General features: G+C 63.1%; 28 protein-coding genes and 1 pseudogene. 14 read left to right on the forward strand and 15 right to left on the reverse strand.

Features of this window, described 5'->3' with window-relative positions; all coding sequences use genetic code 11:
- Nucleotides 1–914: 914 nt before the first annotated feature.
- Nucleotides 915–1337, reverse strand: a complete 423-nt coding sequence (locus tag AC1DPX_RS33425; protein WP_477242156.1) for a hypothetical protein — start codon at nucleotides 1335–1337, stop codon at nucleotides 915–917.
- Between AC1DPX_RS33425 and AC1DPX_RS33430 the strand changes: the two genes are divergently transcribed.
- The 9 genes and pseudogenes from AC1DPX_RS33430 (at nucleotide 1327) to AC1DPX_RS33470 (ending at nucleotide 9466) form a co-directional block, all read left to right on the forward strand.
- Nucleotides 1327–2439: a septal ring lytic transglycosylase RlpA family protein gene (locus AC1DPX_RS33430; protein WP_477242158.1), complete on the forward strand. Its 1113-nt coding sequence runs from the start codon at nucleotides 1327–1329 to the stop codon at nucleotides 2437–2439. The genes AC1DPX_RS33425 and AC1DPX_RS33430 overlap by 11 nt on opposite strands.
- Before the next feature lie 83 nt (nucleotides 2440–2522).
- The gene (locus AC1DPX_RS33435) at nucleotides 2523–3689 is read left to right on the forward strand and encodes a D-alanyl-D-alanine carboxypeptidase family protein (RefSeq protein ID WP_477242160.1); all 1167 of its coding nucleotides are present in this window, start codon (nucleotides 2523–2525) and stop codon (nucleotides 3687–3689) included.
- Nucleotides 3690–3765: 76 nt separating this feature from the next.
- Nucleotides 3766–4440 carry a dTMP kinase gene (tmk, locus tag AC1DPX_RS33440; RefSeq protein WP_202354444.1) on the forward strand — a complete coding sequence of 225 codons (675 nt, stop codon included), beginning with the start codon at nucleotides 3766–3768 and terminating at the stop codon, nucleotides 4438–4440.
- Nucleotides 4437–5486, forward strand: coding sequence for a DNA polymerase III subunit delta' (locus AC1DPX_RS33445; RefSeq protein ID WP_202354445.1), 1050 nt, complete (start codon nucleotides 4437–4439; stop codon nucleotides 5484–5486). The genes tmk and AC1DPX_RS33445 overlap by 4 nt, the downstream gene beginning before the upstream one ends.
- Before the next feature lie 289 nt (nucleotides 5487–5775).
- Nucleotides 5776–5898, forward strand: a pseudogene (locus tag AC1DPX_RS33450) (DNA polymerase III subunit delta'); the annotation flags it as partial.
- A gap of 82 nt (nucleotides 5899–5980) precedes the next feature.
- Complete coding sequence (metG, locus tag AC1DPX_RS33455; RefSeq protein ID WP_477242162.1) at nucleotides 5981–7534, forward strand: methionine--tRNA ligase; 1554 nt, start codon at nucleotides 5981–5983, stop codon at nucleotides 7532–7534.
- Nucleotides 7534–8328, forward strand: a complete 795-nt coding sequence (locus AC1DPX_RS33460) for a TatD family hydrolase (protein WP_477242164.1) — start codon at nucleotides 7534–7536, stop codon at nucleotides 8326–8328. Before metG ends, AC1DPX_RS33460 begins: the two co-directional genes overlap by 1 nt.
- A gap of 3 nt (nucleotides 8329–8331) precedes the next feature.
- Nucleotides 8332–9150: an MBL fold metallo-hydrolase gene (locus AC1DPX_RS33465; protein WP_477242166.1), complete on the forward strand. Its 819-nt coding sequence runs from the start codon at nucleotides 8332–8334 to the stop codon at nucleotides 9148–9150.
- Complete coding sequence (locus tag AC1DPX_RS33470; protein ID WP_477242168.1) at nucleotides 9137–9466, forward strand: hypothetical protein; 330 nt, start codon at nucleotides 9137–9139, stop codon at nucleotides 9464–9466. The genes AC1DPX_RS33465 and AC1DPX_RS33470 overlap by 14 nt, the downstream gene beginning before the upstream one ends.
- Nucleotides 9467–9539: 73 nt before the next feature.
- Here AC1DPX_RS33470 and AC1DPX_RS33475 read toward each other — a convergent pair whose 3' ends face one another.
- Entirely contained in the window at nucleotides 9540–9863 is a 324-nt protein-coding gene (locus AC1DPX_RS33475; RefSeq protein ID WP_477242170.1) for a hypothetical protein, read from the reverse strand.
- Nucleotides 9864–9884: 21 nt separating this feature from the next.
- Nucleotides 9885–10106, reverse strand: a complete 222-nt coding sequence (locus AC1DPX_RS33480) for a hypothetical protein (protein WP_477242172.1) — start codon at nucleotides 10104–10106, stop codon at nucleotides 9885–9887.
- 28 nt (nucleotides 10107–10134) lie between these two features.
- Here AC1DPX_RS33480 and AC1DPX_RS33485 point away from each other — a divergent pair, with 28 nt between their 5' ends.
- The 3 genes from AC1DPX_RS33485 to AC1DPX_RS33495 all read left to right on the forward strand — a co-directional run bounded on the left by AC1DPX_RS33485 (nucleotide 10135) and on the right by AC1DPX_RS33495 (nucleotide 12722).
- Entirely contained in the window at nucleotides 10135–10782 is a 648-nt protein-coding gene (locus AC1DPX_RS33485) for a VOC family protein (protein WP_202359415.1), read from the forward strand.
- A gap of 196 nt (nucleotides 10783–10978) precedes the next feature.
- Nucleotides 10979–11896 carry an agmatinase gene (locus AC1DPX_RS33490; protein WP_477242174.1) on the forward strand — a complete coding sequence of 306 codons (918 nt, stop codon included), beginning with the start codon at nucleotides 10979–10981 and terminating at the stop codon, nucleotides 11894–11896.
- Nucleotides 11897–11978: 82 nt separating this feature from the next.
- Nucleotides 11979–12722 (forward strand): outer membrane protein, encoded by a 744-nt coding sequence (locus AC1DPX_RS33495; RefSeq protein WP_244730346.1) that lies wholly within the window; start codon nucleotides 11979–11981, stop codon nucleotides 12720–12722.
- Between the two features lie 243 nt (nucleotides 12723–12965).
- On the opposite strand, the gene AC1DPX_RS33500 is transcribed toward AC1DPX_RS33495, so the two are convergent.
- The 7 genes from AC1DPX_RS33500 to AC1DPX_RS33530 all read right to left on the reverse strand — a co-directional run bounded on the left by AC1DPX_RS33500 (nucleotide 12966) and on the right by AC1DPX_RS33530 (nucleotide 18165).
- Nucleotides 12966–13745, reverse strand: coding sequence for a pyrroline-5-carboxylate reductase (locus AC1DPX_RS33500; RefSeq protein WP_202354452.1), 780 nt, complete (start codon nucleotides 13743–13745; stop codon nucleotides 12966–12968).
- Between the two features lie 37 nt (nucleotides 13746–13782).
- Nucleotides 13783–14667, reverse strand: a complete 885-nt coding sequence (locus AC1DPX_RS33505; protein ID WP_477242176.1) for an aldose 1-epimerase family protein — start codon at nucleotides 14665–14667, stop codon at nucleotides 13783–13785.
- Between the two features lie 168 nt (nucleotides 14668–14835).
- Nucleotides 14836–15552 (reverse strand): Bax inhibitor-1/YccA family protein, encoded by a 717-nt coding sequence (locus tag AC1DPX_RS33510; RefSeq protein WP_095203348.1) that lies wholly within the window; start codon nucleotides 15550–15552, stop codon nucleotides 14836–14838.
- A 23-nt stretch (nucleotides 15553–15575) separates the two neighbouring features.
- Nucleotides 15576–16349, reverse strand: coding sequence for an anti-sigma factor family protein (locus AC1DPX_RS33515; RefSeq protein ID WP_477242178.1), 774 nt, complete (start codon nucleotides 16347–16349; stop codon nucleotides 15576–15578).
- Nucleotides 16346–16879 carry a sigma-70 family RNA polymerase sigma factor gene (locus AC1DPX_RS33520; protein WP_477242216.1) on the reverse strand — a complete coding sequence of 178 codons (534 nt, stop codon included), beginning with the start codon at nucleotides 16877–16879 and terminating at the stop codon, nucleotides 16346–16348. Before AC1DPX_RS33520 ends, AC1DPX_RS33515 begins: the two co-directional genes overlap by 4 nt.
- Nucleotides 16880–16985: 106 nt before the next feature.
- On the reverse strand, nucleotides 16986–17579 hold the full coding sequence (locus AC1DPX_RS33525) for a histidine phosphatase family protein (RefSeq protein WP_477242180.1): 594 nt from the start codon (nucleotides 17577–17579) through the stop codon (nucleotides 16986–16988).
- 142 nt (nucleotides 17580–17721) lie between these two features.
- Nucleotides 17722–18165: a GNAT family N-acetyltransferase gene (locus AC1DPX_RS33530; RefSeq protein WP_477242182.1), complete on the reverse strand. Its 444-nt coding sequence runs from the start codon at nucleotides 18163–18165 to the stop codon at nucleotides 17722–17724.
- 180 nt (nucleotides 18166–18345) lie between these two features.
- On the opposite strand from AC1DPX_RS33530, the gene AC1DPX_RS33535 reads away from it, so the two are divergent.
- A complete protein-coding gene (locus AC1DPX_RS33535) occupies nucleotides 18346–19530 on the forward strand; it encodes an amino acid aminotransferase (RefSeq protein WP_477242184.1) in 1185 nt (394 codons plus the stop codon).
- Nucleotides 19531–19610: 80 nt separating this feature from the next.
- Nucleotides 19611–20435, forward strand: coding sequence for a nucleoside triphosphate pyrophosphohydrolase (mazG, locus tag AC1DPX_RS33540; protein WP_477242186.1), 825 nt, complete (start codon nucleotides 19611–19613; stop codon nucleotides 20433–20435).
- Between the two features lie 61 nt (nucleotides 20436–20496).
- Here the strand turns inward: mazG and hflX are convergent, their stop codons facing one another.
- The 5 genes from hflX to AC1DPX_RS33565 form a co-directional block, all read right to left on the reverse strand.
- Nucleotides 20497–21888, reverse strand: coding sequence for a GTPase HflX (gene hflX, locus AC1DPX_RS33545; RefSeq protein WP_477242188.1), 1392 nt, complete (start codon nucleotides 21886–21888; stop codon nucleotides 20497–20499).
- Nucleotides 21889–22134 carry an RNA chaperone Hfq gene (gene hfq, locus AC1DPX_RS33550; protein ID WP_006202172.1) on the reverse strand — a complete coding sequence of 82 codons (246 nt, stop codon included), beginning with the start codon at nucleotides 22132–22134 and terminating at the stop codon, nucleotides 21889–21891. It abuts the gene before it with no gap.
- 145 nt (nucleotides 22135–22279) lie between these two features.
- Complete coding sequence (locus AC1DPX_RS33555) at nucleotides 22280–23143, reverse strand: D-amino-acid transaminase (RefSeq protein WP_477242190.1); 864 nt, start codon at nucleotides 23141–23143, stop codon at nucleotides 22280–22282.
- A 101-nt stretch (nucleotides 23144–23244) separates the two neighbouring features.
- Nucleotides 23245–24606, reverse strand: coding sequence for a nitrogen assimilation response regulator NtrX (ntrX, locus tag AC1DPX_RS33560; protein ID WP_010909346.1), 1362 nt, complete (start codon nucleotides 24604–24606; stop codon nucleotides 23245–23247).
- Entirely contained in the window at nucleotides 24596–26881 is a 2286-nt protein-coding gene (locus tag AC1DPX_RS33565; protein ID WP_477242192.1) for a sensor histidine kinase NtrY-like, read from the reverse strand. The genes ntrX and AC1DPX_RS33565 overlap by 11 nt, the downstream gene beginning before the upstream one ends.
- Nucleotides 26882–26978 lie beyond the last annotated feature (97 nt).

Below are 26978 nucleotides of genomic sequence, written 5' to 3' on the forward strand. Positions count from 1 at the left end.
AGGGCCTGGAGAACTCTTGCGGGAGCGGACGAGGGGTCTGAATACGGCCATCCCATGTCGGGAAAGCCAGATCCTTCTCATCCTTGCCCTGCCGAGCTTTGGACGGTGCTCGGCCAGTTCCTTCCGATGCCGCGAAGTTCGACGACCTAGCGCGAGGTAGGGCGATCGCCACGCGGGAACAATCTTTGCTCGCTGACGTTCTGAACCTGCCTTGGTTTTGATCCCCGTGGGCCAAGGCCAGGAAGCTGCCTCCATCAGCTTCCAATCAGCCCGCCTCGGACGGGGGCAAAACTGTCTGGGGCGGGCTTCGGTGCAGCGTTGTCCCCAAAGCGGGCATGGTTTTCCACTGTTAACTCTTTCGATCGAGTTTTCTTGCTGGAGCTTCGCCGACTCGTTTATTAGAAACCCCTTATGGAGAGACGGCACGCAATCCGAAGAGTCACGGATGGGCTCTGGGAGGTCTACGAGATAGACAACAACAAGGTTGTGCGTGTGGGTGGCGTGCCCTTGACAAACTTGTTGGATGAAGACGCGCTCGACGCGTTGGAGCTGATTAGGGATGGCTTCCTGACCCCGGGCCAAGTCAGAAGGACAAAGCCCTGAAGCAAGATGCCAGTGGCGCACGACTAGTCGGGCGTCGGCGGTTGCAATCCCAGACGCAAACGCTGATCTTCAGCGAAAGCGACGGCATCGGACTCACGTTCAAAGGCCCTGGAATAGGTGTTGCCGTCCGTTCTTACGATCCTAACAACCCATTCGCCCAAGGATTGGCTGATTTGTACAGTTGGGGGCGACGGTTTGGTGTCAGCCATGCCCCTGCTTTAAAAACTGACGGATTTCGGAATGTCTCACGAAGTTCGTCGCCCCCCCTATTAGCTCCCTATAATATAATGGCATAGATGGTTGGGATTCTGCTAGCCGTCTCCGACCTTGGCCACGCTGGCTTCGTTGAGCCCTCCTATAAGCCGATACTTATGCGATATCCTGCATCCCAAACGACGAGGCGCGGCTGGTGTGTCCTCCGCCGACCCGCGCAGCAGGGGCGCCACAATCTTGCCCGGTTCCGGCCACAATCGGTTAATACCGTGATAAACAATTCCTGCGCACAAAGGATCGGGGTTCAGGGCGCCGTTGGTTTCGTCGAGTGAGTGCTTTGGCTCCTCTGCTGTACAAAACGACGGCGTCTTGATTGAGACTGTAGGGGATTTCGGGATAATGCAGGCTTCGGCGCGCCCGCGTCTTCGTCGCGCTTCCACGCTTACGCTGTTGGCGGCGTCGGCTGCCTTGCTGGCGGCTTGCGCGTCGCAGCCTGAGCCGAAGGCGATGGTGAATTCCAAGCCTCGCTCCAAGGAATATTTCGCCGAGACCGAATATGGCGTAAAGGCGAGCCCGCGCGCTGCCTTCATGCGGCGCGGCGGCGGCCGCGACCAGCTCGGCAAGCCCTATCAGGTGCGCGGCAAGTGGTACTATCCCAAGGAAGACAAGCGCTACGCCAAGGTGGGCCTGGCTTCGTGGTACGGCGACGCCTTCCATGGCCGGCTGACTGCCAATGGCGAAGTGTATGACACGGCGCAACTGACGGCCGCGCATCCGACGATGCCGCTGCCGAGTTATGCCCGTGTCACCAATCTCGAAACCGGCAGTTCGGTCATCGTGCGCGTCAACGACCGCGGGCCATATCACGAGGGCCGCATCATCGACGTCTCGGAACGCGCGGCGCAGATGCTCGACTACGCCAAGGTCGGTACCGCGAAGGTCAAGGTCGAATATGTCGGCCGCGCGCCGCTCGACGGCAATGACGACCAGTATCTGATGGCCTCCTACCATCCGGGCAACCGGATTCCGGATCCGTCGGACGGCTTGCCGACCGGCGTCATGGTGGCCATGAACGGACCGTCGCCAAGCGTGCCGGTGGGCGCGGCCGCCGTACCGTTCCCGGGTCAGCTGACGAATTCCGGCGAGGCCGCGCAACCATCTTTGTCGGCGCAGGCGCCGGCCTTCGGCGACCTGGCACTGCCCGACTTCGGGCCGATCGTGCCGGAGCGCCCGGATATCGGCCTGCCGCCGCAGTCGCCGTTCGCGGTGGCGTCACTGTCCTATGCGGATGAGCGCGTTCAGCGCGCCGATGTCTTTGCCGCGTTGGACGAAAGCGGCATGTCGCCCACCGACATCCTGCGGTCGTGGAAAAAGTCCAATCCGCAGGCGTCGCCGTCCAGCGCCGACTATGTCGCTGCCGGCACGTTCGACGACGCAGCCGAAGCCAAGCGCGTGGCAGCGGCACTTCAGCCCTTCGGCCGAACGGAAATTCAGCGTTCCGATCTCGACGGCAATGACTGGTATGCGGTCAATCTCTATCCCAATGGCCATGGCGGCCTGGACGAGTTGCTGCAGGCGGCATGGTCGCACGGCGCACCCGATGCGCTGGCTGTGCGCAACTGATCTATTTTGCCCGGGCGGTTGATCCGGCGGAAAAAACCCTGATAGCTTGGCTGTGCCAAAACCGGCAAACGGGTCGAGATTTCATGCAGTTGCGCGCCTTTCCGCCATTTGCCGGCTTTCTGGGGCTGGCTTTGCTGCTGCTTTGCCTCCCACCAGCCCAGGCGCAGCTTTTCGAGACCAAGGCCACACAGGCCTTCATGATAGATGCCGACACCGGCACGGTGCTGTTCTCGAAAGACGCCGACAAGCCGATCCCGCCGGCCTCGATGGCCAAGTTGATGACCATGGAAGTGGTTTTCAACGCCATCAAATCCGGGCGTCTCAAGCTCGACGACACGTTCGTGGTGAGCGAAAACGCCTGGCGCAAGGGCGGCGCGCCGTCGGGCACATCGACGATGTTTGCCAAGCTCAAATCGGCGATCCGGCTCGAGGACCTGATTCAGGGCGTGACCGTGCAAGCTGCCAATGACGGCTGCATCGTCATCGCCGAAGGCATGGCCGGATCCGAGGACAATTTTGCGGCGCAAATGACCGAGCGCGCCCGCCAGATCGGGCTCAAAACATCGACCTTCGTCAATTCGACCGGCCTGCCGGCCGACGGCCAGCAGACGACGGTGCGCGAACTGGCGCAGCTGGCCTTGCTTCTGTGGCGCGATTATCCGGATTTCTATCGCTACTACGGGCTGAAGGATTTCACCTGGAACAAGATCTCGCAGAAGAACCGCAACCCGCTGCTGGCCATGGACATCGGCGCCGATGGCCTGGCTGTCGGCGCGAGTGAGGGCTCGGGCTTTGGCATCGTCGCGTCGGCCAGCCACAACGGCACGCGGGTGATCATGGCGATGAGCGGATTGGCCAACGACAAGGAGCGTGCCGAGGAGGCGCGCAAGCTGCTCGACTGGGGCGCGCGCTCCTTCGAGAAGACCGAGATATTCGCCAAGGACGAGGTGGTCGGCGAGGCCCAGGTTTTTGGCGGCGCGAAATCCGGCGTAACGCTGAAGGCAAAGGGGCCGATCGACATCTTCCTGCCGATCACCAACCGCGACAAGCTGACGGCCAGGATCGTCTACACCGGCCCGGTTGCGGCACCCGTGGAGGAGGGCCAGCCGGTGGGCGCGCTACGCGTCTGGATCGGCGACACGCTAAGCCAGGAGACGCCGCTTTTCGCCGCTGAATCGATCAGCGTGGGCACGCTGCCGCAGCGCGCGCTCGATGCCGTCAAGGAACTGGCGATCGGTTGGCTGCGATAGCGCCGACGGCATGGACGTTTTCCCGAACGCGGACTATCTAGAGCGCAACAATCCACATGAACAAAGGCCCTTTCGATTGGCGCGCGGATTTTTCATCACCTTCGAAGGCGGCGAGGGCGCAGGCAAGTCGACGCAGATCGAGCGGCTGGCGCGGAAGATGCGCGCCAAGAAGTATGATGTCCTGCTGACGCGCGAACCCGGCGGCTCGCCGGGCGCCGAAGCGATCCGGCATGTCCTGCTTTCGGGTGCGGCCGAGCCATTTGGACCGAAGATGGAAGCGCTGCTCTTCGCCGCCGCGCGTTCCGACCATGTCGAGCAGGTCATCCGGCCGGCGGTCGAGCGCGGCTCGATCGTGCTTTGCGACCGTTTCCTGGATTCCTCACGCGTCTACCAGGGGGTCACCGGCGGGATCGACCCGGCGTTCATGGCCACTCTGGAACAGGTCGCCATCAACGGCTTGATGCCCGACATGACGCTGATCTTCGATATCGATCCGGCCGAGGGCCTCAGGCGTGCGACGCTGCGGCGCGGCAGCGATGCCGGCGCCGACCGCTTCGAAAAGGAGACGCTGGCCATCCATCAGGCCCGGCGCGAGGCTTTCCTGGCGATCGCCACGGCCGAGCCGGAACGCTGCATCGTCGTCGACGCTTCCGCCGATCCCAATACGGTTGAGGACGTCGTCACCGCCGCCGTGTTCGCGGCGCTGGAGGCGAGGGCGCCGGCGCGCAACAGGCAGGCGGCACCGGTATGATCTTCGAACGCATCGCGCCGGAACAGCATGACACGCTGGACGGCGTTCCCGAACCATCCGAAACGCCGCGCCTGGTCGGACACGGGCAGGCGGCCGAGATGCTCGCCGCCGCCTATCGATCGGGAAAGCTGCCGCATGCGCTGATCTTCGCCGGGCCGGTCGGCATCGGCAAGGCGACGCTGGCCTTCCATCTGGCGCATCACCTCCTGAAGCACCCAGCCTTCGAGCAGGCGCCGGAAAGCCTTGCCAACCCCGATCCGGCCTCGCCACTGTTTCGGCAGATCGCGACCGGGGCGCATCCGGGCGTGCTGCACCTGACCCGCCCTATGAACGACAAGACCAAGAGCTTCAAGACCGTCGTGACCGTCGACGAGATCCGCCGGGTCAGCCGCTTCCTGTCGATGACCTCGCATGACGGCAGCTACCGGGTGGTCATCGTCGATCCGGCCGACGACATGAATGCCAACGCCGCCAATGCCTTGCTGAAGAATCTTGAGGAGCCGCCGGCACGAACGCTTTTCATTCTCATCGTCCATGCGCCGGGCAGCCTGCTGCCGACGATTCGCTCGCGCTGCCAGGTGGTGCGCCTGACGCCGCTCGATGCCGACGAGTTGCTGGCGGTGCTGGAAACCGCCGAGCCGCCGCCACCAGACGATCCGGCGGCACGGGCGGCATTGGTCGAGCGGGCAGGGGGCAGCGCGCGCAACGCGATCCTCTTGACGCAATATGGCGGGCTGGAGATCGCCGAGACGCTCGATGCACTTGTGGCGAAGGGAAGGAGCGATATCGGCGGGGCCTATCGGCTGGCGGAAGCCGTCGCCGGCAAAGACCAGGCGATCCAGTTTGATATCTTTAACCGCCGCGCGCTCGACCTGTTGTCGGATGCCGCAAGCCAGGCGGCGCGCGCCGGCAACCTCGCGCGCGCCAAGACGCTGTCGGATACCTGGCATGAGGCGCTGGACGCGATCTCCGAGACAGACACCTACAATCTCGACAAGAAGCAGCACGCCCTGACCATGATTGACCGGCTGAAGTCGGCCATGTGAACGGGCTTTCGGAATGGTCTGCCGTGTCTAGGACTGGCTCGCCCGTTTCCCCCGGAGTTGCCGAGCAGCTCGGCCTTCACGGCTTCGATCTCGGGCGTGACGAGGGCGTAAACGGTTTTGCTGGCGCCAGCCTGACGCAGGCGCGCGTCGAGCGCCTGCCGCGGATCATGTTGCGTGGTCGTGGCCATGCCGGTCTGCCCTTTTGCGCCGCCGCGAAACTACGGACCACGACCTGCCTTTGCAACGGCCTACGAGCGGCTCCGGACCCGGTGCCATGATCGAGGCCCAGACGCAACGCGGGACTTGGCATGAGGCGCTGGACGCGATATCTGAGACCGACACCGACAATCCCGACAAGAAGCAGCACGCCTTGACGATGATCGACCGCCTGAAGTCTGCGATGCGAATGTGACGGTCCCACCGGGATGGCAATCGCCATTCCGATGCGATATCCACCGCCACGGCTTCCATTCAGACATTCATGATGGTCATTCATGTCACGCGACACATTCTACATCACGACCGCGATTTCCTATCCGAACGGCAAGCCGCATATCGGCCATGCCTATGAGCTGATCGCGACCGACGCGCTTGCCCGTTTCCAGCGGCACGACGGCAAGGACGTGTTCTTCCTTACCGGAACCGACGAACACGGCATCAAGATGCTGCAGACGGCGAAGCGCGAAGGCATTTCGGCGCGCGAACTGGCCGATCGCAACTCGGCCGATTTCAAACGCATGGCGACCGCGCTCAACGCCTCAAACGACGATTTCATCCGCACCACCGAAGAGCGGCACTACGCGTCCTCGCAGGCGATCTGGAAGGCGATGGACGCCAATGGCGACATTTACAAAGGCGGCTATGCCGGCTGGTACTCTGTGCGTGACGAAGCCTACTACGGCGAGGAGGAGACGGAGGTCCGTCCCGACAATGTGCGCTACGGGCCGCAGGGAACGCCGGTCGAATGGGTCGAGGAAGAGAGCTATTTCTTCCGCCTCTCGGCCTACCAGGAAAAGCTCATCGCGCTTTATGAAAGCCAGCCCGACTTCATCGGCCCGGCCGAGCGCCGCAATGAGGTGATGAGCTTCGTCAAATCCGGACTCAGGGATTTGTCGATCTCGCGCACCACCTTCGACTGGGGCGTACCGGTGCCGGGCGACGAGAAGCATGTGATGTATGTGTGGGTCGACGCGTTGACCAATTACATCACCGGCGTCGGCTACCCCGATGAAAATGATGAGAAATGGCGTTTCTGGCCTGCCGACGCGCACATCATCGGCAAGGACATTGTACGTTTCCATGCGGTCTACTGGCCAGCCTTCCTGATGTCGGCCGGCATCCCGCTGCCGAAGCGCGTTTTCGGCCACGGCTTCTTGTTCAACCGCGGCGAGAAGATGTCGAAATCGGTCGGCAACGTCATCGACCCGTTCACCATGGTCGAGCATTACGGCGTTGACCAGGTGCGCTATTTCTTCCTGCGCGAGGTGCCGTTCGGCCAGGACGGCAGCTACAGCCATGACGCGATCGTCAACCGCACCAACGCCGATCTAGCCAATGGCCTCGGCAATCTGGCGCAGCGCTCGCTGTCGATGATCGCCAAGAATTGCGGCGGCGTGGTGCCGAAGCGTGGCGATTTGACGGAAGCTGACAGCGCCATCCTGGATCAGGCGGTGGCTGCTCTTGCCACGGCCCGCAAAGCCATGGACGGGCAAGGCATTCATCTGGCACTGGCGGCGATCTTCGATGTGGTGGCTGAAGCCGATCGATACTTCGCTGGACAGGCACCATGGGCGCTGAAGAAAACCGATCCCGAGCGGATGGAAACGGTGCTGTGGACCACCGCCGAAGTGGTTCGACGCGTCACCGTGCTGTGCCAGCCCTTTGTTCCGGGCTCGGCCGCGAAGTTGCTCGACCTGCTGGCAGTGCCGGCGGAGAAGCGTAACTTCGAGCATGTCCACGCCGACTATGCGCTTGCGCCCGGAACCGCCTTGCCGGTGCCGGAAGGCGTGTTTCCGCGCTATGTCGAACAGCCGGGTGCGAACGCCTGATGCTTGTTGACAGCCACTGCCATCTGGATTTTCCAGATTTCGCCGAGGAGCGGGCGGCCATTGTCGCCCGCGCCAAAGCGGCCGGAATCGGCCGCATGGTGACGATCTCAACCCGCGTGAGGCGCTTTCCGCAAATACTTGAAATCGCGGAGACTTTTGACGAAATTTACTGCTCGGTCGGCACCCATCCGCACAATGCCGCCGAAGAACTCGACGTCACCGCTGAGGAGCTTGTCCGCCTGTCGGCACACCCGAAAGTGGTGGCGATCGGTGAGGCCGGGCTCGACTATTTCTACGACAAGGCGCCGCGCGACGCGCAGGCGCAGGGTTTTCGCACGCACATTGCCGCGGCTCGTGCGACCGGCCTGCCTCTCGTCATCCATTCGCGCGATGCCGATGACGACATGGCAGCCATTCTCGAGGACGAGACAGGGAAGGGCGCCTTCCCTTTCATCCTGCACTGTTTTTCCTCGGGACGCCGGCTGGCCGAGGTGGGCGTCGCGCTCGGAGGCTATGTCTCGTTCTCCGGCATCCTGACCTTCAAGAACTCGGCCGAATTGCGTGCCATCGCCGCCGACGTGCCGCATGACCGGCTGCTCGTCGAAACCGACGCGCCCTATCTTGCGCCGATCCCGTTTCGCGGCAAGCGCAATGAGCCGGCCTACGTCGCGCACACGGCACGCGTGCTGGCGGAGACGATTAGCGTCAGCGAAGCTGAAATCGCCGATCTGACGACGGACAATTTCTTCCGGCTGTTCGGCAAGATGCCACGGCCTGCCGAGCAGAGCGCCTGACCGATGACCGACAGGCTGCGCCTCACCATTCTCGGCTGCGGCTCGTCGCCAGGTACGCCGCGCATCACCGGCGACTGGGGCAATTGCGACCCGACCAATCCAAAAAACCGGCGTATGCGCACGGCGGCGCTGGTCGAGCGGATTGCGGCCGATGGCGGCCGCACCACCGTGGTCATCGACACCGGGCCGGATTTTCGCGAACAGATGCTGCTCGCTTCGGTCAAACGCATCGACGCGGTCGTCTACACGCATCCCCATGCCGACCACATCCACGGCATCGACGATCTGCGCGGCTATGTGCTCGAACAGCGTCACCTGATCGACATCCATGCCGACCAGCCGACGATGCTGCGCCTGCGGCAGGCGTTCGGCTATTGCTTCGAGACGCCGCCGGGGAGCTCCTATCCGCCGATTGTGCGGGCGCATATCATCGACCACACAAGGCCGGTGGTGATCGAAGGCGAGGGGGGTGCCCTCACCCTGGAGCCGTTGCCGCAGTTCCATGGCGACATCATCTCGCTCGGATTCCGCATCGGCGGCCTGGCCTATTGCCCTGATATCAGCGGCTTTCCCGACGCCACCGCCGAACGGCTGCGCGGCCTGGAAATGCTGGTCATCGACGCGCTGCAGTACAACACCCATCCCAGCCATCTCTCGCTCGGCCAGGCGCTGGAATGGATCGAGAGGCTGGCGCCCAGCAATGCGGTGCTGACCCACATGCATGTGCCGCTCGACTATGCGACCGTAATGGCCGAGACGCCTGATAAGGTGGTGCCGGCCCATGACGGCATGGTGATTGAAATCCCTTATGAATCAGAATGATGCGAACGGCCTTTTATCAAGCCGTCTTGCGCTTTGGGCCGAATATCAGCAGCGTCCCAATCCGTTCATAGCCCATGCTGGGATAAAGCAGCGCTCCGGCGTGCGTCGCCATCAACACCGAGCACCGCGATCCATGGGCCCGGTCGTCCTGCAGCATCTTGGCCATCAGCGCCTGGCCGTCTACCGCCACGCTTTGCCGTCGTCATCCGCGCAGCATAACGTTGGCCGTCAGATCAAGGCAACACGCCTCGATCAAGCCAAACCGATGAAAATCATAGGCAATTCCCAGATGCCGGCCAATGCCCTAGTTCCATAATCTATCTTATGCGACTTTCGGATCAGCAGCCACTTCGTAATGCGACGGTCCTTTGACCCAGCGGCTGCGGTCCTTAGAAATAGTCGAGAAGCCCACTGAAGGCAGCTGCGATTGCAACAGCGTGCAGGATGCCAAGCGGCAGCCATCTGATACGGCCGCCTGGAGCAGCGAAGGCTCCATAAGCGGGAAATTGGGCCACAGCCAGTCCCACGGACAAGCCGGTGATGGTGTTATTGGTCAAGAGCGTCGCCAACATGGGTATCGGATAAAGAAGGCGCGCCAGCACGTAATTTCCATGCCCAGCTCCGGCCGAGAAGAGCGCCAGCAGCAGCGCGATGGGCGTGAAGCACAGGCCGATAAGCAACCCTGCCCGCAATGAAAATTCTGTCAGCTTCATTCCTCCGGAACCGATATCATTTCAGATCCGCCAGTTCATCATCCAGACCAGCGCCTGCCGGGACGGCGCGTCGAGCATACAGCTTACGATGATGTTGCGCTGGCGGTCGGTGTTCGCGGTTTCAACGGCGTTGTCGATATGGATGGCCGACAATAGCCGCCGTTGACAACCCACCGTCGAGACTGGCACGGTGAGGCAGTTGCCGTAGGGCGCGCCGGCCGAGGCCGAAGGGGCAATGCCCACCTACGATGTGCAAACCGTAGTCGCGCCCATGCCAAACCTCGAAAACCTGAAGAAGCAGGCAAAGCAATATCTGCGCTGGCATCGTGATCGATATCATCCGGTCGCAGCCGAGATCAGAGCCGCTTTGCAGCGGTTTCAGCACCTCGATGACAATCAGGTGCTGGAGGCATCGTTCAAGCTCAGCGATGCGCAGGAGCTTGTAGCTCGCCAATTGGGTTTCGAGGGATGGCAGGCGCTCAAAGCAGGAGCCCCGGCCATGAACACTCAATTCAAGCACGCGATGACGCCACCGGTCCTCAGCGGAACCGAAGCTCAACTTTATGTCACCGACCTCAAGGCGTCGTGCGATTTCTTCACGTCGAAGCTCGGCTTTACAGTCGACTTTGTCTATGGTGACCCGCCATTCTACGGCATGGTCAAGCGTGACCATGCCCGACTTTGCATGCGGCTTGTCTGTGAGCCGGTCTTTGTCGGGGATATACGCAAGCGCGAACACCTTTTGTCGGCATCGATCACTGTCGATACCGCGGCGGAGATCAAACAACTCTTTTTGGAGTACCAAGCCGCCGGTGTGGGCTTCCACCAAGGACTGAAGAAAGAACCTTGGGGCGCGAGGAACTTCATTGTCCTTGATCCCGACGGCAATCTCATCTTGTTCGCGGGGCCTGCCGACTGAGCGCAGCTCCTTGCGCCTCTGGCGATRGCGGTTGCTCCGCCATTGTCTTCCGCTCGAGGTCACACCCTGCCCTCCCCACCATCGCGCCCGCTTTGACCCATGCGCGCCAGCCCGCCGACGATTTTCGGTGATGGCATCGAACTCATGAGACAAATAGCCTGCTGTGGCGCTGGAACTCATATTCAGGATTGTAAAAATGACCGCCTCACCTTCCTTTCTCGGCCTTCCCGATCGCCTTGCCGATGGCCGCACGCCCCGCGCGGTGATCTTCGGAGCCGGCCATGGCAGCACCTATCCCGGCAAGGACAGCAGCGGCCATGCGCTGGCGGCCGACGCCATCCGTGCGGCCAGCCAGGGTGATGCCCCGCTTGTCGAGCACTGGGATTTCGATCTCGGCGGCCCGTTGTTCGACGGCAAACCGGCCTGCTGCGTCGACGCCGGCGACATTTCGACCATCCTGCACGACAATGAAGCCAACCGAGCCCGGATCGAAGCGAAAACGCGCGAGGTCCTGGCCTTGCCGGCCGTGCCCATCCTGCTTGGCGGCGACGATTCCGTCGTCATTCCGTTCCTTGCCGGCTTTGCCGGGCACGGACCGATCTGGATCCTGCAGATCGACGCCCATATCGACTGGCGCGACGAGGTGCAAGGCGAACGCCACGGCTATTCGAGCCCGATGCGGCGGGCGAGCGAGATGCCGCATGTCGCAGGCATGGTACAAGTCGGCCTGCGCAGCGTCGGCAGCGCGCGCCTCTCTGAAATCGAGGCGGCGCAGCACTATGGCAGCCGTTTCGTGACCGCGCGCGAGCTTCATGCGCAAGGCGTGGAAGCCGCCCTTCGCCATATTCCAGAAGGCGCGAGCGTCGTCGTCACCTTCGACTGCGACAGCCTCGATCCCGGCATCATGCCAGGTGTTGCGGCGCGCACGCCCGGCGGCCTTACCTACACGCAGGCGATCGACCTGATCGCGGGCCTCGGCAAGCGCGCCAGGATCGCGGGATTCGACCTGGTCGAGCTCTATCCGCCCGCCGACATGGACGGCCTGTCGGCGCAGACCGCCGCGCGCCTTCTCGTCAATGTGATCGGCACCATTGCCCGCGTTGCTGATTTTTAGACAGTGCGACCTAATAATCACAGCTCCTTTATTGTATTCGTGTATGTTTCTCTTCGCTGATGAATGGGATGGGAGAGATTCAGTGAAGAGACTTCTTGCAATCATGGCGCTGGCCGGGCTCAGCGCTACCGCGGCATCGGCTGCGGACATGGCCGCGCCCGTAGCTGGTTCCGCCTATGACTGGAGCGGTTTTTATGCCGGCGCGCATATCGGCGTCGCCAACGGCAACATCACCGCGACGGATGTCACACAGCCGAACGGCGGGTTCTTCACCGACCTGGTTCCGGCCGGAACAGAGGGTTTCGATTTCCGTGATACGAACATAGCGGGCGGCGTGCATGTCGGCGCCCAGTACCAGTGGCAGCAATTCGTCCTGGGCGGCGAAGCGACGTGGACCGCCACGGGAATCCGCAAGGAGATCGTCAGCCCATACTTCCCAGACTCCGACACCGAGACCGGCAAGATCCAGCACTATGCGACGGTGGTCGGCAAGATCGGCTATGCGTTCGACCGCGTCCTGATCTATGCGAAGGGCGGCTATGCCGGCGGCAAGGTCGGGTTCACGGCGCGCGACAATGATGCCCTGGTCACCTATGAGCAGAACGAATGGCACAATGGCTACGCGTTGGGCCTTGGCATCGACTATGCCCTCACCGACAGGCTGAGCCTTGGTGTCGACTATACGCATGTCGATCTCGGCTCCAAGACGAGCACGGGACCCAATGTGTTCGATGACGGCTCGCTTGGGAGCAACCCCGAGAGCTACGAAACCAAGGCCAGGGTAGATGCCGTGATGGCCCGGCTGAGCTACAAGTTCGGCGGCTAGCAGTTTGGCGGGTCTGATTGTGATTTGCCCGGCTTCGCGCCGGGCACGGTCTTTGACTAGAGCAATTCCAGGAAAAGTGTGAACGGTTTTCCGTCCGGAATTGCGTCAAAACAACGACTTAGAGCAGTTCACCGTTTCCGTGAAACGGTGAACTGCTCTAAAGAGGAACTCCACCGATTCCCCCGCTCCCACTGTGATCCGGTGGGTTTGGCGAGCGCTTGCGTCCGGCAGATTGAAATCCGGCTATGTGGCGCCAGCCGCTGAAATGCGGCGATGCACGCCGTCCAGGCTTTCCGCCAGCGCATCGAAGACGTTGCGGGCCGTGAGTTCGTTCAGGACCTGCTCGTTGATGCCGCCGCGGGTCGCATAATCCTGCGCCAGATGCGTGAAATCCGCATCGGGCGCCGTCTCCGGGGCGTGCCCGAGCGCGGTGAAGAGCGCGGCTATGTAGTCGCGCCCCTTGGTGTCCGGCACATCATGCGCTTTCAGCCAGCGATGGATCGTGTCGAGATACTTGAAATAGGTGGCATAGGTCGCGGTCGCGACGCTCAACGCGTCGAACTCGCTGGAACTCTCGACCGCGATCACCTTTCCCAATCCGCCGAACAACGCGGCCACGTCCGGATCGGGCGGGTAGATGATCGTCGCCCCAAGCCGTTGGGCGATCATCGGCATGGGCAGCGCCTTCGTCACGCGGCTGGCAGGTGCGGCCAGGCCGATGATTTCCTCGCGCGACAGCGTGGCGATCAGGCTGATGAGGTGATGATCGCGCCGGAACTTCAATCCAGGCAGCACCTGGTGGGCAATTTGCGGCCGCACCGCCAGCATGACGGTATCGCATTCGTCGAGCACCGCCTGATTGTCGGTGGCGATACGCACATTCGGATAACGGGACGCAAGGTTCGCGGCGATCTCTTCGTTGCGCGGCGACAGCACCACCGATACCGGATCGCGCTCAAGGGAGTTGAGCCCGGTGACAATGGCTGACGTCAGCGCGCCTGTGCCGATGAAGCCAAGTTTCATTGGGTACTCCAAGGCGTTGGTTCTCCGGCTCCGACGGTCACCGCAGCCCCTGCTCCAGCCCGATCCGGTAGCTCAGCGAGCGCTTCGCCCCCGGTTCGATCAGCATCACGCCAGGCTTGTCTGTGAATTCGCCGTCGAAATCGGCCGGGCTCGCAATACCATGCCAGGGTTCGATGCACAGGAAGGGCGCACCGCCGGGCTTGGACCAGATGCCGAGTACCTCGGCGCCCTGCCATGACATTTCGATCGCGGGACCGCTCTCGGCCGCATAACGTACGCTGGTGCTGGCGGCCCGATCCAGGATGACGGCGTCGTCGTCGAACAGCCGTTCGGACAGCGTAAGCGTCCTGCCTTTGATCGGTGTTGGCCGCGATTCTGGGAGCAGAAGGCCGTCCTTGAGGCGGCGGATCGGTGCGGGTTCATCATCGGCAAAAGTCAGCTGATAGGCCTCCTTGGGCAATTCCGCCAGCAACGGCCAGTTGAACGCTGGATGCGCGCCGATCGAGGCCGGCAAAGGTTCGTCGCCAGTGTTGGTGACCTCCAGGGTCACACCAAGCAGCTGGCGTTCGAGCGTATAGGTCACGGCAAGGCGAAAGGCGAAGGGGTATTGGGCGCGCGTGTCGGCATCGTCGGTGAGGACCAGCGTGCAAGAGCGGGGTCCCCTCTCCTCCCAGGTGAACGGCTTGTCGCGGGCGAAGCCGTGCTGCGTCATCGGATAGGCCTGGCCGCGGTGGCGCAGCTGGTCGCCCTTCAGCCGGCCGACGATGGGGAACAGCACCGGCGAATGCCGCCGCCACTCCGGCCCGGCCTGCCACAGGAACTCAAATCCTTGCGCATCCCGCAGCGAAACCAGTTCGGCGCCCTGCCCGACTATTACAGCCGAGATGCCGTCGCCCTGAAGCGTTTGGCTGTCCTGTGCCACATGTCCTCGCGGGCTGGTGTTGAAGCTGGCGGCAGACTAGCAAAAGCTCCTGGGGACTCAAGGCATGGACGGTTGTTGCCGGAACGAATTGTGGCCGGAGGATCTCTCCTCCGGCCACCTCTGCTCAGCGTGGGCGAGAACCCCGCCCTCGCCCATGGCGGACAGTCGTTACTCGCGCTCACCGGTGAAATTCAGCAGCAGCTGGAAGATGTTGATGAAGTTCAGGTAGAGCGAGAAGGCGCCGAAGACGGCCAGCTTCTGGCGCGATTCCGCGTCGAAATTCTCGGCATACTGCTCCTTGATCGTCTGCGTGTCCCAGGCGGTCAGGCCGATGAAGACGGCGATGCCGATCACCGAAATGGCGAATTGCAGCGCGGTCGAGCCGAGGAAGATGTTGACGATACTGGCGATCACCACGCCGATCAGGCCCATGATCAGGAACGACGAGAACTGCGTCAAGTCGCGCCTGGTCGTGTAGCCATAGAGGCTGGTGGCGCCGAACATGGTGGCGGCGATGAAGAAGGTGCGCGCGATGCTGGTCCCGGTGAAGACCAGGAACACGGAGGCGAGCGACAGGCCCATCACGGCACAGAAGGCCCAGAACATCGCCTGGGCGCTTGCCGCCGACATGGTCTGCATCTTGAACGAAAACAGCAGCACGAAGGCGAGCGGCGCCAGCATCACCACATATTTCAGCGGGCTGGAGAAGATCGGCACATAGAGCGCCGGCGTCGACGACACCAGGAAGGCGACCAGGCCGGTGACCACGAGGCCAAGGCCCATATAGTTGTAGACGCGCAGCATGTGCTGGCGCAGGCCTTCGTCGAAGACGGCTCCGGCCTGGGCGCCGGTGCCGACGCGATATCCCAGATTGGGCGTGTTCATTTGCAGTCTCCTTTGTGGATAGGTCAGTAAAGCGTTCTGGCGAGCGTCTCGGCGGCGCGGTCGAGGTCATGAACCCCGCTCTTGGCGACGACCGCATAGGCGACCTCGCCGATCTGGAAGTAGGCCGAGGAAATATCGCCCGACGGCGCGACGGTCGGCTTGACCACATCGAAGGTTCCTGGCCGGATCGCAAACAGCGACACCAGGCCCATGTCCTTGGTGTCGACCGCCATCTCGACGCTCGGGCCGAAGCGCGACGGATAGATCTGCACGTCGCGCACCTTCCAGTCCTTTGGCAGTGACGGCATGACGATGGCGGTCGCGGCGCGGATCTCGCCGGCATTGTAATTGGGCGCTTCCGGCTGCGAGGGCATGGTTTCGCGCACCAGCGTCGTCCTGTGCGCCCGGACCGCCTCGTCGACATAGGCGGGCGGCTGCGGCGAAGCGACGACCTTGGTCACCGACATCGGACCGATGATGCCGTTTGCCAGCCAGCCGGCGGCAACGAAAGCGGCAACGGCAGCCGCGCGCTGCAAGACGCCGAAGATGCGGCCCCGGACAAGGCCCCTCTCCAACCGCCGCGCCGCATCGGCGGTCGCCGGCCGCGCCATGTCCCTGGAGCCGGCAAGCGCCACGCGCAGTTCGTCGCGGGTCCGCAGATCCGACATGACGCGCGCGGCGGCCTCCGGACGCGTCGACAGGAAGGCTTCGACCTCGATGCGGCGGGTGACATCGAGCTGCTCGTCGATATAGGCGTCGAGGTCGGTGTCCGTCACGGGGTCGACAAGAGCGCTCATGGCTCACCTCCCACGATCCTGAGATGGTTCTTGCCGCGCACCGGGGCGGCTTCTTCCATCTGGCGCAAGGCGGCGCGCGCCCTGCCGATGCGCGACATCAGCGTTCCCAGCGGCACTCCGGTGGCATTGGCCGCCTGCTGATAGGAAAGCCCTTCGATGGCGACCAGATGCAGCGCCGAACGCTGCTCTTCCGGCAGTTTGAAAAAGGCGTCCCGCACCTGTGCCAGGCGCACGGAATGCTCCTGCGGCGCCGGCGTGGCGGCATCGGCGAGGTATCCGGCCTGTTCGATGCGTGACGCTTCCGAACGGCGCGAACGCACGCGGTCGACAAACGCGTTATGGACGATGGACAGCAGCCAGGCCCGCAGGTTTCCGCCGGAGCGAAAGGTGCCGCGCCGCTCGTAGGCGCGTACCAGCGCGTCATGCACGAGATCCTCGGCATCCGCACTGTCGCGCGTCAGCGACTGCGCGTAGCGCCGCAGCGATCCGAGCTGCCCTATGATGTCAAAGCGTGGCATCGACCGTTTCATGCCCTGTTTACGGAGCATGTGGGGATTTTAATCCCGACCTGTGCCATTTTTCTTTGCCGGATCCGCCGGAGGGTACCGTTCGCAGTACCCTCAGCCAGCCTGACTCTCAGGTGCGAAGTGGCTTTGCCGGTTTGGGGGCGGGTACACCGCAGGCGCGCAAAACCCATCTGCGGCCGTCGCTGCGAAAATCGGTGATGCTCAGCGGCTCGATGTCGATCTTCCAACTGGCCGCCAGCGGGGCACCCAGGACATGCACGATCGCGGTGCGAATGACACTGGCATGGGTCAGCGCGATGGCGTGGCCAGGCTCGGCCATCAACCGGTCCATCAATGCGGAAGCCCGGCGGGCAACGTCGGCCAGCGACTCGCCGCCATGCGGCGCTGCATTGGGGTCTGAGAGCCAGGCAGCGATGCTCTCGGGCTGATCCGCCTGCACGTCCTCAAAACTCTTGCCGGCCCAGCTTCCATGATCCTGGTCCGCCAGGAGCGGTTCGACCGATGCGTCCAGCGCCAGCGCCTCGGCGGTCTGGCGGGCGCGAAGCGCGGGGGCGGTCCACACACGGTCGGCACGGCGCAACGTCCCGCGCATCGCCTTCGCCAGCGTCAGCGAGCGCGGCTCCAGCGGCTCGTCGAGCGGAAACGAACCTCGCCGGGTCGCGGCAGTGACGCCGTTGCAGATCATCGTCAGCCGTACGAGCATGAAGCAGTCCCTTGAGCCGCTTGTTGAAGCCACCAGTGCGACTTCCTGCAAGGTGAAGACCTACTCGCGTGGTCGATCACACCTCGTCAACAGCAATAATGCCGGCTGAACAGTCTCACCATCGCTTTGCGCGGAGCGCGCCTCATTTTTCCTTCGAGCCAATCAACTTCGTCATGTCGACGGTGTTCAAGGGTATTGTTTCGTGCGGATAGATTCGCGCCTCCACCCAGCCTCGTGAGGCATAGAAGCTCCGTGATCTGACATTTGGTTCGAGGCAGCGCAAACGGCCTATGGTGAAGCCGCGGGAGGCTATTTCGCTTTCCAAAACAGCCAACAGAGCAGTTCCGGCGCCGAGACCCTGGGCGGATGGATGAATCCACAAATCGCTGACGACGTCAGCATGGGACAGCCCGACCCCGATGACGTGTTGAGGGTCGCAGGCTACCCATGCGCTCGCCCAATCATCATCGCCAGCCTTTAGCGGCTCGGAAGTCCAGAGCCCGCCATAGGTGGCTTCCAGCGAAGCCTCGACGCACTCTATGACAGCGGCCATGTCGGCGAATGCGGCCCTGCGTGTGACTATCAATTTGCCCTCCCCGACACAGATCTTGGGCAGTACGACCCGACGAGCATCGATACAGCAAGATCCCTTGCTCAATCGCCATGTATCTGGGCAAGTCCGTGGCGCCAACCCACACGCAGGAAAACCGCTGGCGAAACGCGCTCTATTTGCGTATCACTCCGCCGCGCCAACGGAACCATAACGATGTTCGAAGACCTGCAGCCCGCTCCCGCCGACAAGATCCTGGCCCTGATCGGCCTCTATCGCGCCGATCCGCGCCCCAATAAGGTCGACCTCGGCGTCGGCGTCTACAAGGACCGCGACGGCAAGACGCCGGTCATGCGCGCCGTGCGCGAGGCTGAAAAGCGGCTGCTGAACAGCCAGGACACCAAGACCTATCTCGGCCTCGCCGGCGACACCGCTTTCAACACGGTGATGGCCAAGCTCGCCTTCGGTCCGGGCGCCGACATGACGCGCATCCGTGCAGCGCAAGCGCCTGGCGGCTCCGGCGCGTTGCGCCTTGTGGCGGAGTTGCTCAAGCGGACACGTTCGGACGCCACCGTCTGGCTCTCGGACCCGACCTGGCCGAACCACATGCCGGTGATGCGTGCCGCCGGCCTGCAGATCCGCGAATATCCCTATTTCGATGCGGCCTCCGGTGCTGTTCGCTTCGACGACATGCTGGCGGCGTTGCGGACGGCCAAGAGCGGCGACGTCGTGCTGCTGCATGGCTGCTGCCACAACCCGACCGGCGCCAATCTGGATGCCGCGCAGTGGCAGGCCGTCACCGATCTGGTCGTCGAGCGTGAGCTGCTGCCATTCGTCGACATCGCCTATCAGGGCTTTGGCGACGGCCTCGAGGCCGACGCGCTCGGCCTGCGCCTGCTGGCGGCGAAAGTGCCGGAGATGGTCGTTGCCTCAAGCTGCTCGAAGAATTTCGCCGTCTACCGCGACCGCGTCGGCGCGGCGATGATCCTAGCCAAGGACGGCGCGCAGGCCGATGTGGCGATGAGCCAGATGCTGTCGGCGGCGCGCGCCATGTATTCGATGCCGCCGGACCATGGCGCCGCGGCGGTACGTATTGTCCTGGAAGACGCCACTTTGCGTTCCGACTGGGAAGCCGAGTTGGAAGAGATGCGCCTGCGCATGCTGCGGCTTCGCGTCCAGTTCGCCGAGGCGCTGCGCCGGCAGTCCAACTCCGACCGCTTCGACTTCGTCGCCAGCCATCGCGGCATGTTCTCGCGGCTTGGCCTGACGGAAGCGCAGGTCGAGCGGCTGCGTGACGAGCACGGCGTCTACATGGTCGGCGACAGCCGTATCAACGTCGCCGGTTTGCCCGAAGATGGCATGGACGACCTCGCCAAGGCGATCGTCTCCGTCCTGGACTAAGGCGGCTCAGCTGTGGACAAGACACCCTCGCCGGCTGACAGCGTTGGCTGTGCGGCAGGCGGCGGGCTAGCATCCGCCGCATGACGCCATCCAAAGACATTTCGCGCCTGATCGAGATCATGGCGGCGTTGCGCGCGCCGAAGACCGGCTGTCCCTGGGACATCGAGCAGGATTTCTCGACCATCGCGCCCTACACGATCGAAGAGGCCTACGAGGTGGCGGACGCCATCGCGCGCGGCGACCTCGGTGATCTGCGCGACGAACTCGGTGACCTCCTGCTGCAGGTCGTCTACCATGCGCAAATGGCCGAGGAAGCCGGTGAATTCGCCTTCCCGGATGTGGTCCAGGCCATCACCACCAAGATGATCCGGCGCCACCCGCATGTCTTCGGTGACGAAAAGGCCCGCAGCGCCGGCATGGCCAAGGGCATGTGGGAGAAGATCAAGGCGGAAGAGAAGGCCGAGAAGCGGCAAGCTCGTCTCGCGCGCGGCCTCGACCCAGAAGACAATGGCAAGGGGTTCCTGGACAGCGTTCCGGTCGCCCTGCCCGCTTTGACGCGGGCGCTCAAACTGCAGGAGAAGGCTGCCCGTGTCGGCTTCGACTGGAGCGAGGCAACCCCGATCCTCGACAAGATCGAGGAAGAGATCGGAGAGTTGCGTGAGGCGCTCGCCAAGGGCGAGACGGCCTCGATCAAGGACGAGTTCGGCGACATGCTGTTCGCCGTCGTCAATCTCGGCCGTCATCTCAAGCTCGATTCGGAAGCCGCGCTGAACGGCACCAATGAAAAGTTCCGGTCGCGCTTCCACTATGTCGAGCGAGCCTTGGAAAAATCCGGCAACACGCTGGAACAGGCCACCCTGGACGAGATGGAAGCACTCTGGCAGGAAGCAAAAACCGCGAAGTAGGCCTATTGACTGGCAATTCGGGGCGGAAAAGCGTTATACACTTTCCTGTAATTGCTCCGGTCTAGCCATTGTTTTTACGACGCAATCGGCTTTCGATCTCTTCGCGGGCGCTTTGCGTGGCCTTGAGCGAGATGGTGGCGCTGCCATCTTCATTGTCGGTGCGCGAAACGATATCGCCATTGCGGTACAGCCAGTCAACGAGGCCGAACTGTGCCGGCTCGATCGTTACCGTCAGGTCTTCGAGTTCGCCCGCCATGCGTGTCTCGATGACCGCTTTCAGCGCATCGATGCCCTCGCCGGTCACCGCCGAAATGGCGATTGGCGGACCTTTGCTGCCGTCGGCGGCATCGGCGAGCAGCCGGCTCCTGTTGCCTTCGTCCAGCAGGTCGATCTTGTTCCAGACTTCGATCACGCGCTTGGTGTCACTGGCGTCGACACCGAGGTCGGCCAGGATGCGCTCGACATCCTCTGCCTGTGCGGCCGTGTCGGGATCGGAAATGTCGCGCAGGTGGATGACGAGATCGGCCTCGACCACCTCTTCCAGCGTCGCGCGAAAGGCAGCGATCAGATGCGTCGGCAGGTCGGAGATGAAGCCGACCGTGTCCGACAGGATGATCGGTGTGCCATGCGGCAGGCGCACGCGGCGCAGCGTCGGGTCGAGCGTGGCGAACAGCATGTCCTGCGCCAGCACGTCCGCTCCGGTCAGCCGGTTGAACAGCGTCGACTTGCCGGCATTGGTGTAGCCGACGATCGCCACCACCGGGAACGGCACCTTCTTGCGCTTGGCGCGGTGCAGGTCGCGAGTGCGACGGACCGTTTCCAGCTCGTGCTTCAGCTTGATGATCTTTTCCTGCAACTGCCGCCGGTCGGATTCGATCTGGGTTTCGCCGGGGCCGCCGAGGAAGCCGGCGCCGCCGCGCTGCCGTTCAAGGTGGGTCCAGCTGCGGACGAGGCGGCCCTTCTGGTAGTTGAGATGGGCAAGCTCGACCTGCAGCGTGCCTTCCTTGGTGCGGGCACGCTCGCCGAAGATCTCGAGTATCAGCCCGGTGCGGTCGAGCACCTTGGCATGCAGTTCCTTCTCGAGGTTGCGCTGCTGCACCGGGGTCAGCGGATGGTCGACGATGACCAGTTCGGCGTCGTTCGCCTTGACGATCTCGGCGAACTCTTCGACCTTGCCGCTGCCGAGCAAGGTTGCCGGGCGCGGATCGTTGACGGTCACGACGRCCGTATGGACAGGATCGAGATTGATGGCGCGCGCAAGGCCGACCGCCTCGTCATGGCGGGCATCGGCCGAACGCGTCAGTCGTGGACGGTTCGTCTCGTCGTCGCCGCGCGGCTGGCGGGTAAGCACAGGCACGATGACGACAGCCCGGGTCGGCCCCTTGGCTTCCGTCCCGGGATGATGCGCTGGTTTTCCGCGAACCGTAGCGTCCGCGTCCTTATCACGTGCCAATCAGGCGCCCTGGCTTTCCTCGCCATCGAACATTTGAACCGGCTGGCTCGGCATGATCGTGGAAATGGCGTGCTTGTAGACGAGCTGGGAGTGACCGTCGCGGCGCAGCAGCACACAGAAATTGTCGAACGAAGTGACCACGCCGGTCAGCTTCACGCCGTTGATGAGGAAGATGGTGAGCGGGTTCTTGCTCTTGCGAACTGAATTCAGGAACAGGTCCTGAAGGTTTTGCGATCGTTCCGCCATTGTTCTTGTCTTTCGCCGATCCCCTTCGGTTTGCAGGCCAATGCGCCAAATTAACGGGCACATGTCAAGCGCGCAAACACCGTCTTGTCGTCAGTAACGACAAGCAGAACGAGATATATTGATGTTCATTCCACCTGTGCGGTTATCAGGCTGGACTTTTTTCCGCAATGTCAAAAAAGGCCTGACGTAACGAAAGTGTCACTGAACCGGGGTGCCCGTTGGCTACCGGATCGCCGTCAATGGCCACGACCGGCATGGCAATCGTCGTGGCCGAACTGATGAACGCCTCGCGCGCCGCCTTGGCTTCGGCGACCGAAAAACCGCGCTCCTCGATCTTCAGGCCGAGCTTTGCAGCCACCTCGAACATGGTCGTGCGGGTGATGCCGCGCAGGATGCCGTGCTCGGCGGGCCTCGTCACCAGGACACCGTCCCGGGTGACGATCCAGGCGTTCGACGAGCCGCCTTCCTTGACGTTGCCATCGGTATCGACAAACCACGCCTCCTGGGCGCCGGCCTCCTTGGCCTTTTGCTTGGCCAATACATTGGGCAGCAGTCCGACGGTCTTGATGTCGACCCGGTCCCAGCGATTCTCGGGCACGGTGATGACCGCGATGCCTGTCTCGGCCCGTTTTACGGCTGCGGCGGGATCAGCCTTCCTGGCGGTCACAACCAGGGATGGCTTGGTGTCCGGCGACGGGAAAACAAAGTCGCGGCTGGCGACACCGCGCGTCACCTGGACGTAGACAAGGCCGTTGACGACATGGTTGCGGTTGACCACTTCGCGCACAATGAGCGGCAGCACGTTGCGCGCGACCGGCCAGGCGATCGACAGTTCGGTCAGCGAGCGGTTGAGCCGGGCAAGATGGCGCGGCATGTCGACGATGAAGCCGCGCGCCACCTCGCAGACCTCATAGACGCCATCGGCGAACTGGTAGCCGCGGTCCTCGATATGCACGGAAGCGTCGGCGTGAGCGACGTAGCGCCCGTTGACATAGGCAATGCGTGGCATTGGCGACCCCTGGAGAATTCTCGGGCTGTCTTATGCGATTCCGCCCCGGCCGTAACCGGCAAATGGTTGGCCCACGCGCGGTTGAGTACAAATCCCGCGCGTCAGACGCCCAACGACTTCAGCTTGCGGTGCAGGGCGGAACGCTCCATGCCGATGAACTCGGCGGTCTTCGAGATGTTGCCGCCGAAGCGGTTGATCTGGGCGATCAGATAGTCCTTCTCGAACTGTTCACGCGCCTCGCGCAACGGCAGCGCCATGATGTGCTGGTCGGACTGATTCGGCGTTCGCGGCATGACATCGCCGATCTCGGACGGCAAAAGGTCCGCGGTGATCGGCGCATCGACGTCGTCGCCACGCGCCAGGATCATCAGGCGCTCGACATTGTTGCGCAGCTGGCGGACATTTCCCGGCCAGTTGTGCGCCTGCAGCACGGCAAGCGCGTCATCGCCGATGCGGCGCGGCTTGATGCCGGCCTGGCGGGCGATCTGCTTCATGAAATTGTCGACGAGATAGGGAATGTCCTCGCGCCGCTCGGCCAGCCCCGGCACCATTACCGGAACCACCGCCAGGCGGTGGTAAAGATCCTCGCGGAAACGGCCGTCGGCGATCATGGCTTCCAGGTTCTGCGAGGTCGAGGAGATGATGCGGACATCGACCTTGACCCGCTTGGTGCCCCCTACCCGCTCGAACTGCTGCTCGACCAGCACGCGCAGGATCTTGTTCTGCGTTTCGCGCGGCATGTCGGCCACCTCGTCGATGTAGAGGATGCCGCGATGGGCTTCTTCCAGCGCGCCGACCTTGCGCTCGACGCCGTTCGATTCGGTGCCGAACAGTTCGATCTCCATGCGCTCGGGCGTGATGTTGGCGGCGCTCAGCGTCACGAACGGTGCGCCCTTGCGTGCCGACAGCGTGTGAATGGCGCGCGCCGCCAGTTCCTTGCCCGATCCGGACGGGCCGATGATCATCACGCGGCTGTTGGTCGGCGCGACGCGCTCGATGGTCTGGCGCAGCTGGCTCATCGCCGACGACATGCCGATCAGGTCGAAGGTCTCGCCGCTGCGCTGCTTGAGGTCGGAAACCTCGCGCCGCAATTTCGAGGTTTCCAACGCACGCTCGGCAATGAGAATCAGCCTGTCGGCCTTGAACGGCTTCTCGATGAAATCATAAGCGCCACGGCGGATGGCGGAGACCGCCGTTTCGATGTTGCCGTGGCCGGAGATCATCACCACCGGCAGGGTCGGGTGCATGGTCTTGATCTCGTCGAGCAGCGCCAGGCCGTCCAGGCGCGAGCCCTGCAGCCAGATGTCGAGGAAAATCAACCTCGGTGCCCGGTCGGCGATGGCGGCCAGCGCGCTGTCGGCATCAAATGCCGTACGGGTTTCGTGACCTTCGTCGCTCAGTATGCCTGCGACGAGCTCGCGGATGTCTTCCTCGTCATCGACGATGAGAATATCAGACGCCATTACCGACCTTTTCAGTTTCTCGTTCGTGTTCCGTCTTGCCTTCGCCGCGTAGCGGCGTGGCAGCCGCGGGCGGCAGGATAATGCTGATCATCGCGCCGCGGCCGCCATGGAAGTCCGCGGGCGCATCATGAAGTTCCAGCCTGCCGCCATGGTCCTCCACGATCTTCTTGACGATAGCGAGACCAAGCCCGGTGCCCTTCTCGCGCGTGGTCATATAGGGCTCGAGCAGCCGTTGGCGATTCTCGCGCGGCAGGCCTTTGCCATTGTCGATGACGTCGATTCGAATCGCGCCATTCTGACGGCCGGCTTGAATCCGGATTATGCCGTGCGAGCCGTCCTTTTGTTCCAGTCCGTCGATCGCCTCGGCGGCGTTCTTGATCACATTGCCGAAAGCCTGCGCCAGAAGGCGGCTGTCGAACGTGCCCTTCAGCGGTTCGTTGCCGAAAATCCGCTCGAAGGTGATGTCGGCGCGGCTGACTTCGACCAGGAAGGACGCCTCGCGCAGCGATTCGCGCAGATCGATGGCCTTCATTTCAGGCTTGGGCATGCGCGCGAAGGCGGAGAATTCGTCGACCATGCGGCCGATGTCCTCGACCTGCCGGATGATGGTGTCGGTGCATTGGTCGAAAACCTCGCGGTCCTCGGTGATGACCTTGCCGTAGCGGCGCTTGATGCGCTCGGCCGAAAGCTGGATCGGCGTCAGCGGGTTCTTGATCTCGTGGGCGATGCGGCGCGCCACATCTGCCCAGGCGGAAGAACGCTGCGCCTGGACCAGGTCGGTGATGTCGTCGACGGTCACGACGTAAGATTTCTCCTCCGAACCGTCGTCGCCCGCCTCGACGGTGATCTGCACGTTGAAGGTGCGCTCGGTGCCGGCGCGGAAGAAGGTCACCTGCTCGCGGTAGACGGGCTTGCCCGACTGGCGGCCGATCTCGAAGACACGGCCGACATGCGGCAGAATGGCGGAGAGGTTCTGCCCGAGCGCGGCACTGGCGGAGATGGCCAGCATCGATTCGGCCGAACGGTTGACGATGGTGACGATGCCGTAGGGATCGACGCCGATGACGCCGGCGGTGACGCCGGCAAGCACGGCTTCGGAAAAGCGCCGCCGCTCGTCGATCAGGTCCTTTGCCGACAGGATCTCGTTGCGCTGCGATTTGAGCTCCAGCAGCATCTTGTTGAAGGTATCGCCCAGCGAAGCGACGTCGCCGTCGGAAGGCCTGACCGGAACCGCGACGTCGAGATTGCCTGTCGCCACCTCGTCGGCGGCGCCGATGAGCTGGCGAATCGGCCGCACGAGACGGTCGGCGACCGCGATGCCCGTCCAGATTGCCGACAGGATGATGATCAGGGTCAGCGACAGATAGGGCAGCGCGAAGGCCACTTGCGAGGTGCGCCTGTTGTCTTCGAGGTTGCGGTATTCGTCGGTGTTGGACCTGACGATCTGCCGCGCCTTGATCACCTCGGGGTCGACGAGGCGGATGGTGTAGAGATAGAGCCCCTCGATCTCGCGCAGCTTGACGATGGCGCCCATGATGTTGCGGGTGCGCGGCTCGATCAGCACCGGTTTGCCCTCGGTGGCGCTGCTGACTGACCCTTCCGGCGGTTCCGGCATGGCGAAATCGGCATCCGTCTGCGCACTCATGACGAACGAGCCGTCGGGCTTGATCAGCGCCGCATGGGCCAGCGACCGGCCCACCGCCTCCTTGTTGAGGAGGTCGAGAAAGCCTGTGCGATCAAGGCCGTAGAGCGTGCGCGAAGCATCGAGATCATAGGCCATCGACAGCGTCGTACCCTGCAGATTGCGGGCATTTTCCTGGACGTAGGCATCGGCGATCGACAGCGAGGAGTTGACGATCGTCTTGGTGCGGATCTCGAACCAGCGGTCGAGGCCGATATCGAGCGTGATCGAGGCGATGATCGCCACCATGATGGCGGGGATCGCGGCGACCAGCGCGAACATGGCGACGATGCGCACATGCAGGCGCGATGCCGCCTTGCCGTGCCGGCGCGCCATGACAATGCGGTGCACCTCGCGCCCGACCAGCGCCATGAGAAACAGCACGAAGGCGGCGTTGAGCGCGATCAGCGCCCAGGTCGTCCTGGCGTCAGGCGCGATAGGCGTCGCGCCAACCAGGATGGTGAATGAAATAGCCGCCATGACCAGCGCGCCGACGACCGCCACCACGCCGGGCAGCGCCAGCAAGCGGCGCCCGTCACGCGCGCCGGGTTCGCTGAAGAGCGGTTGGTTGAGTACAGGTGCCTGCGGAGCCATGTCGCCGTCTGGGAGCCAATGATTGCGTCCGATCTATGCAACGCATTGTGGCGATTATGCAACAAGTGTGACAATGGCGGAAATGTTTCGCCGCTCA

Source organism: Mesorhizobium sp. 01N446, assembly GCF_056399285.1.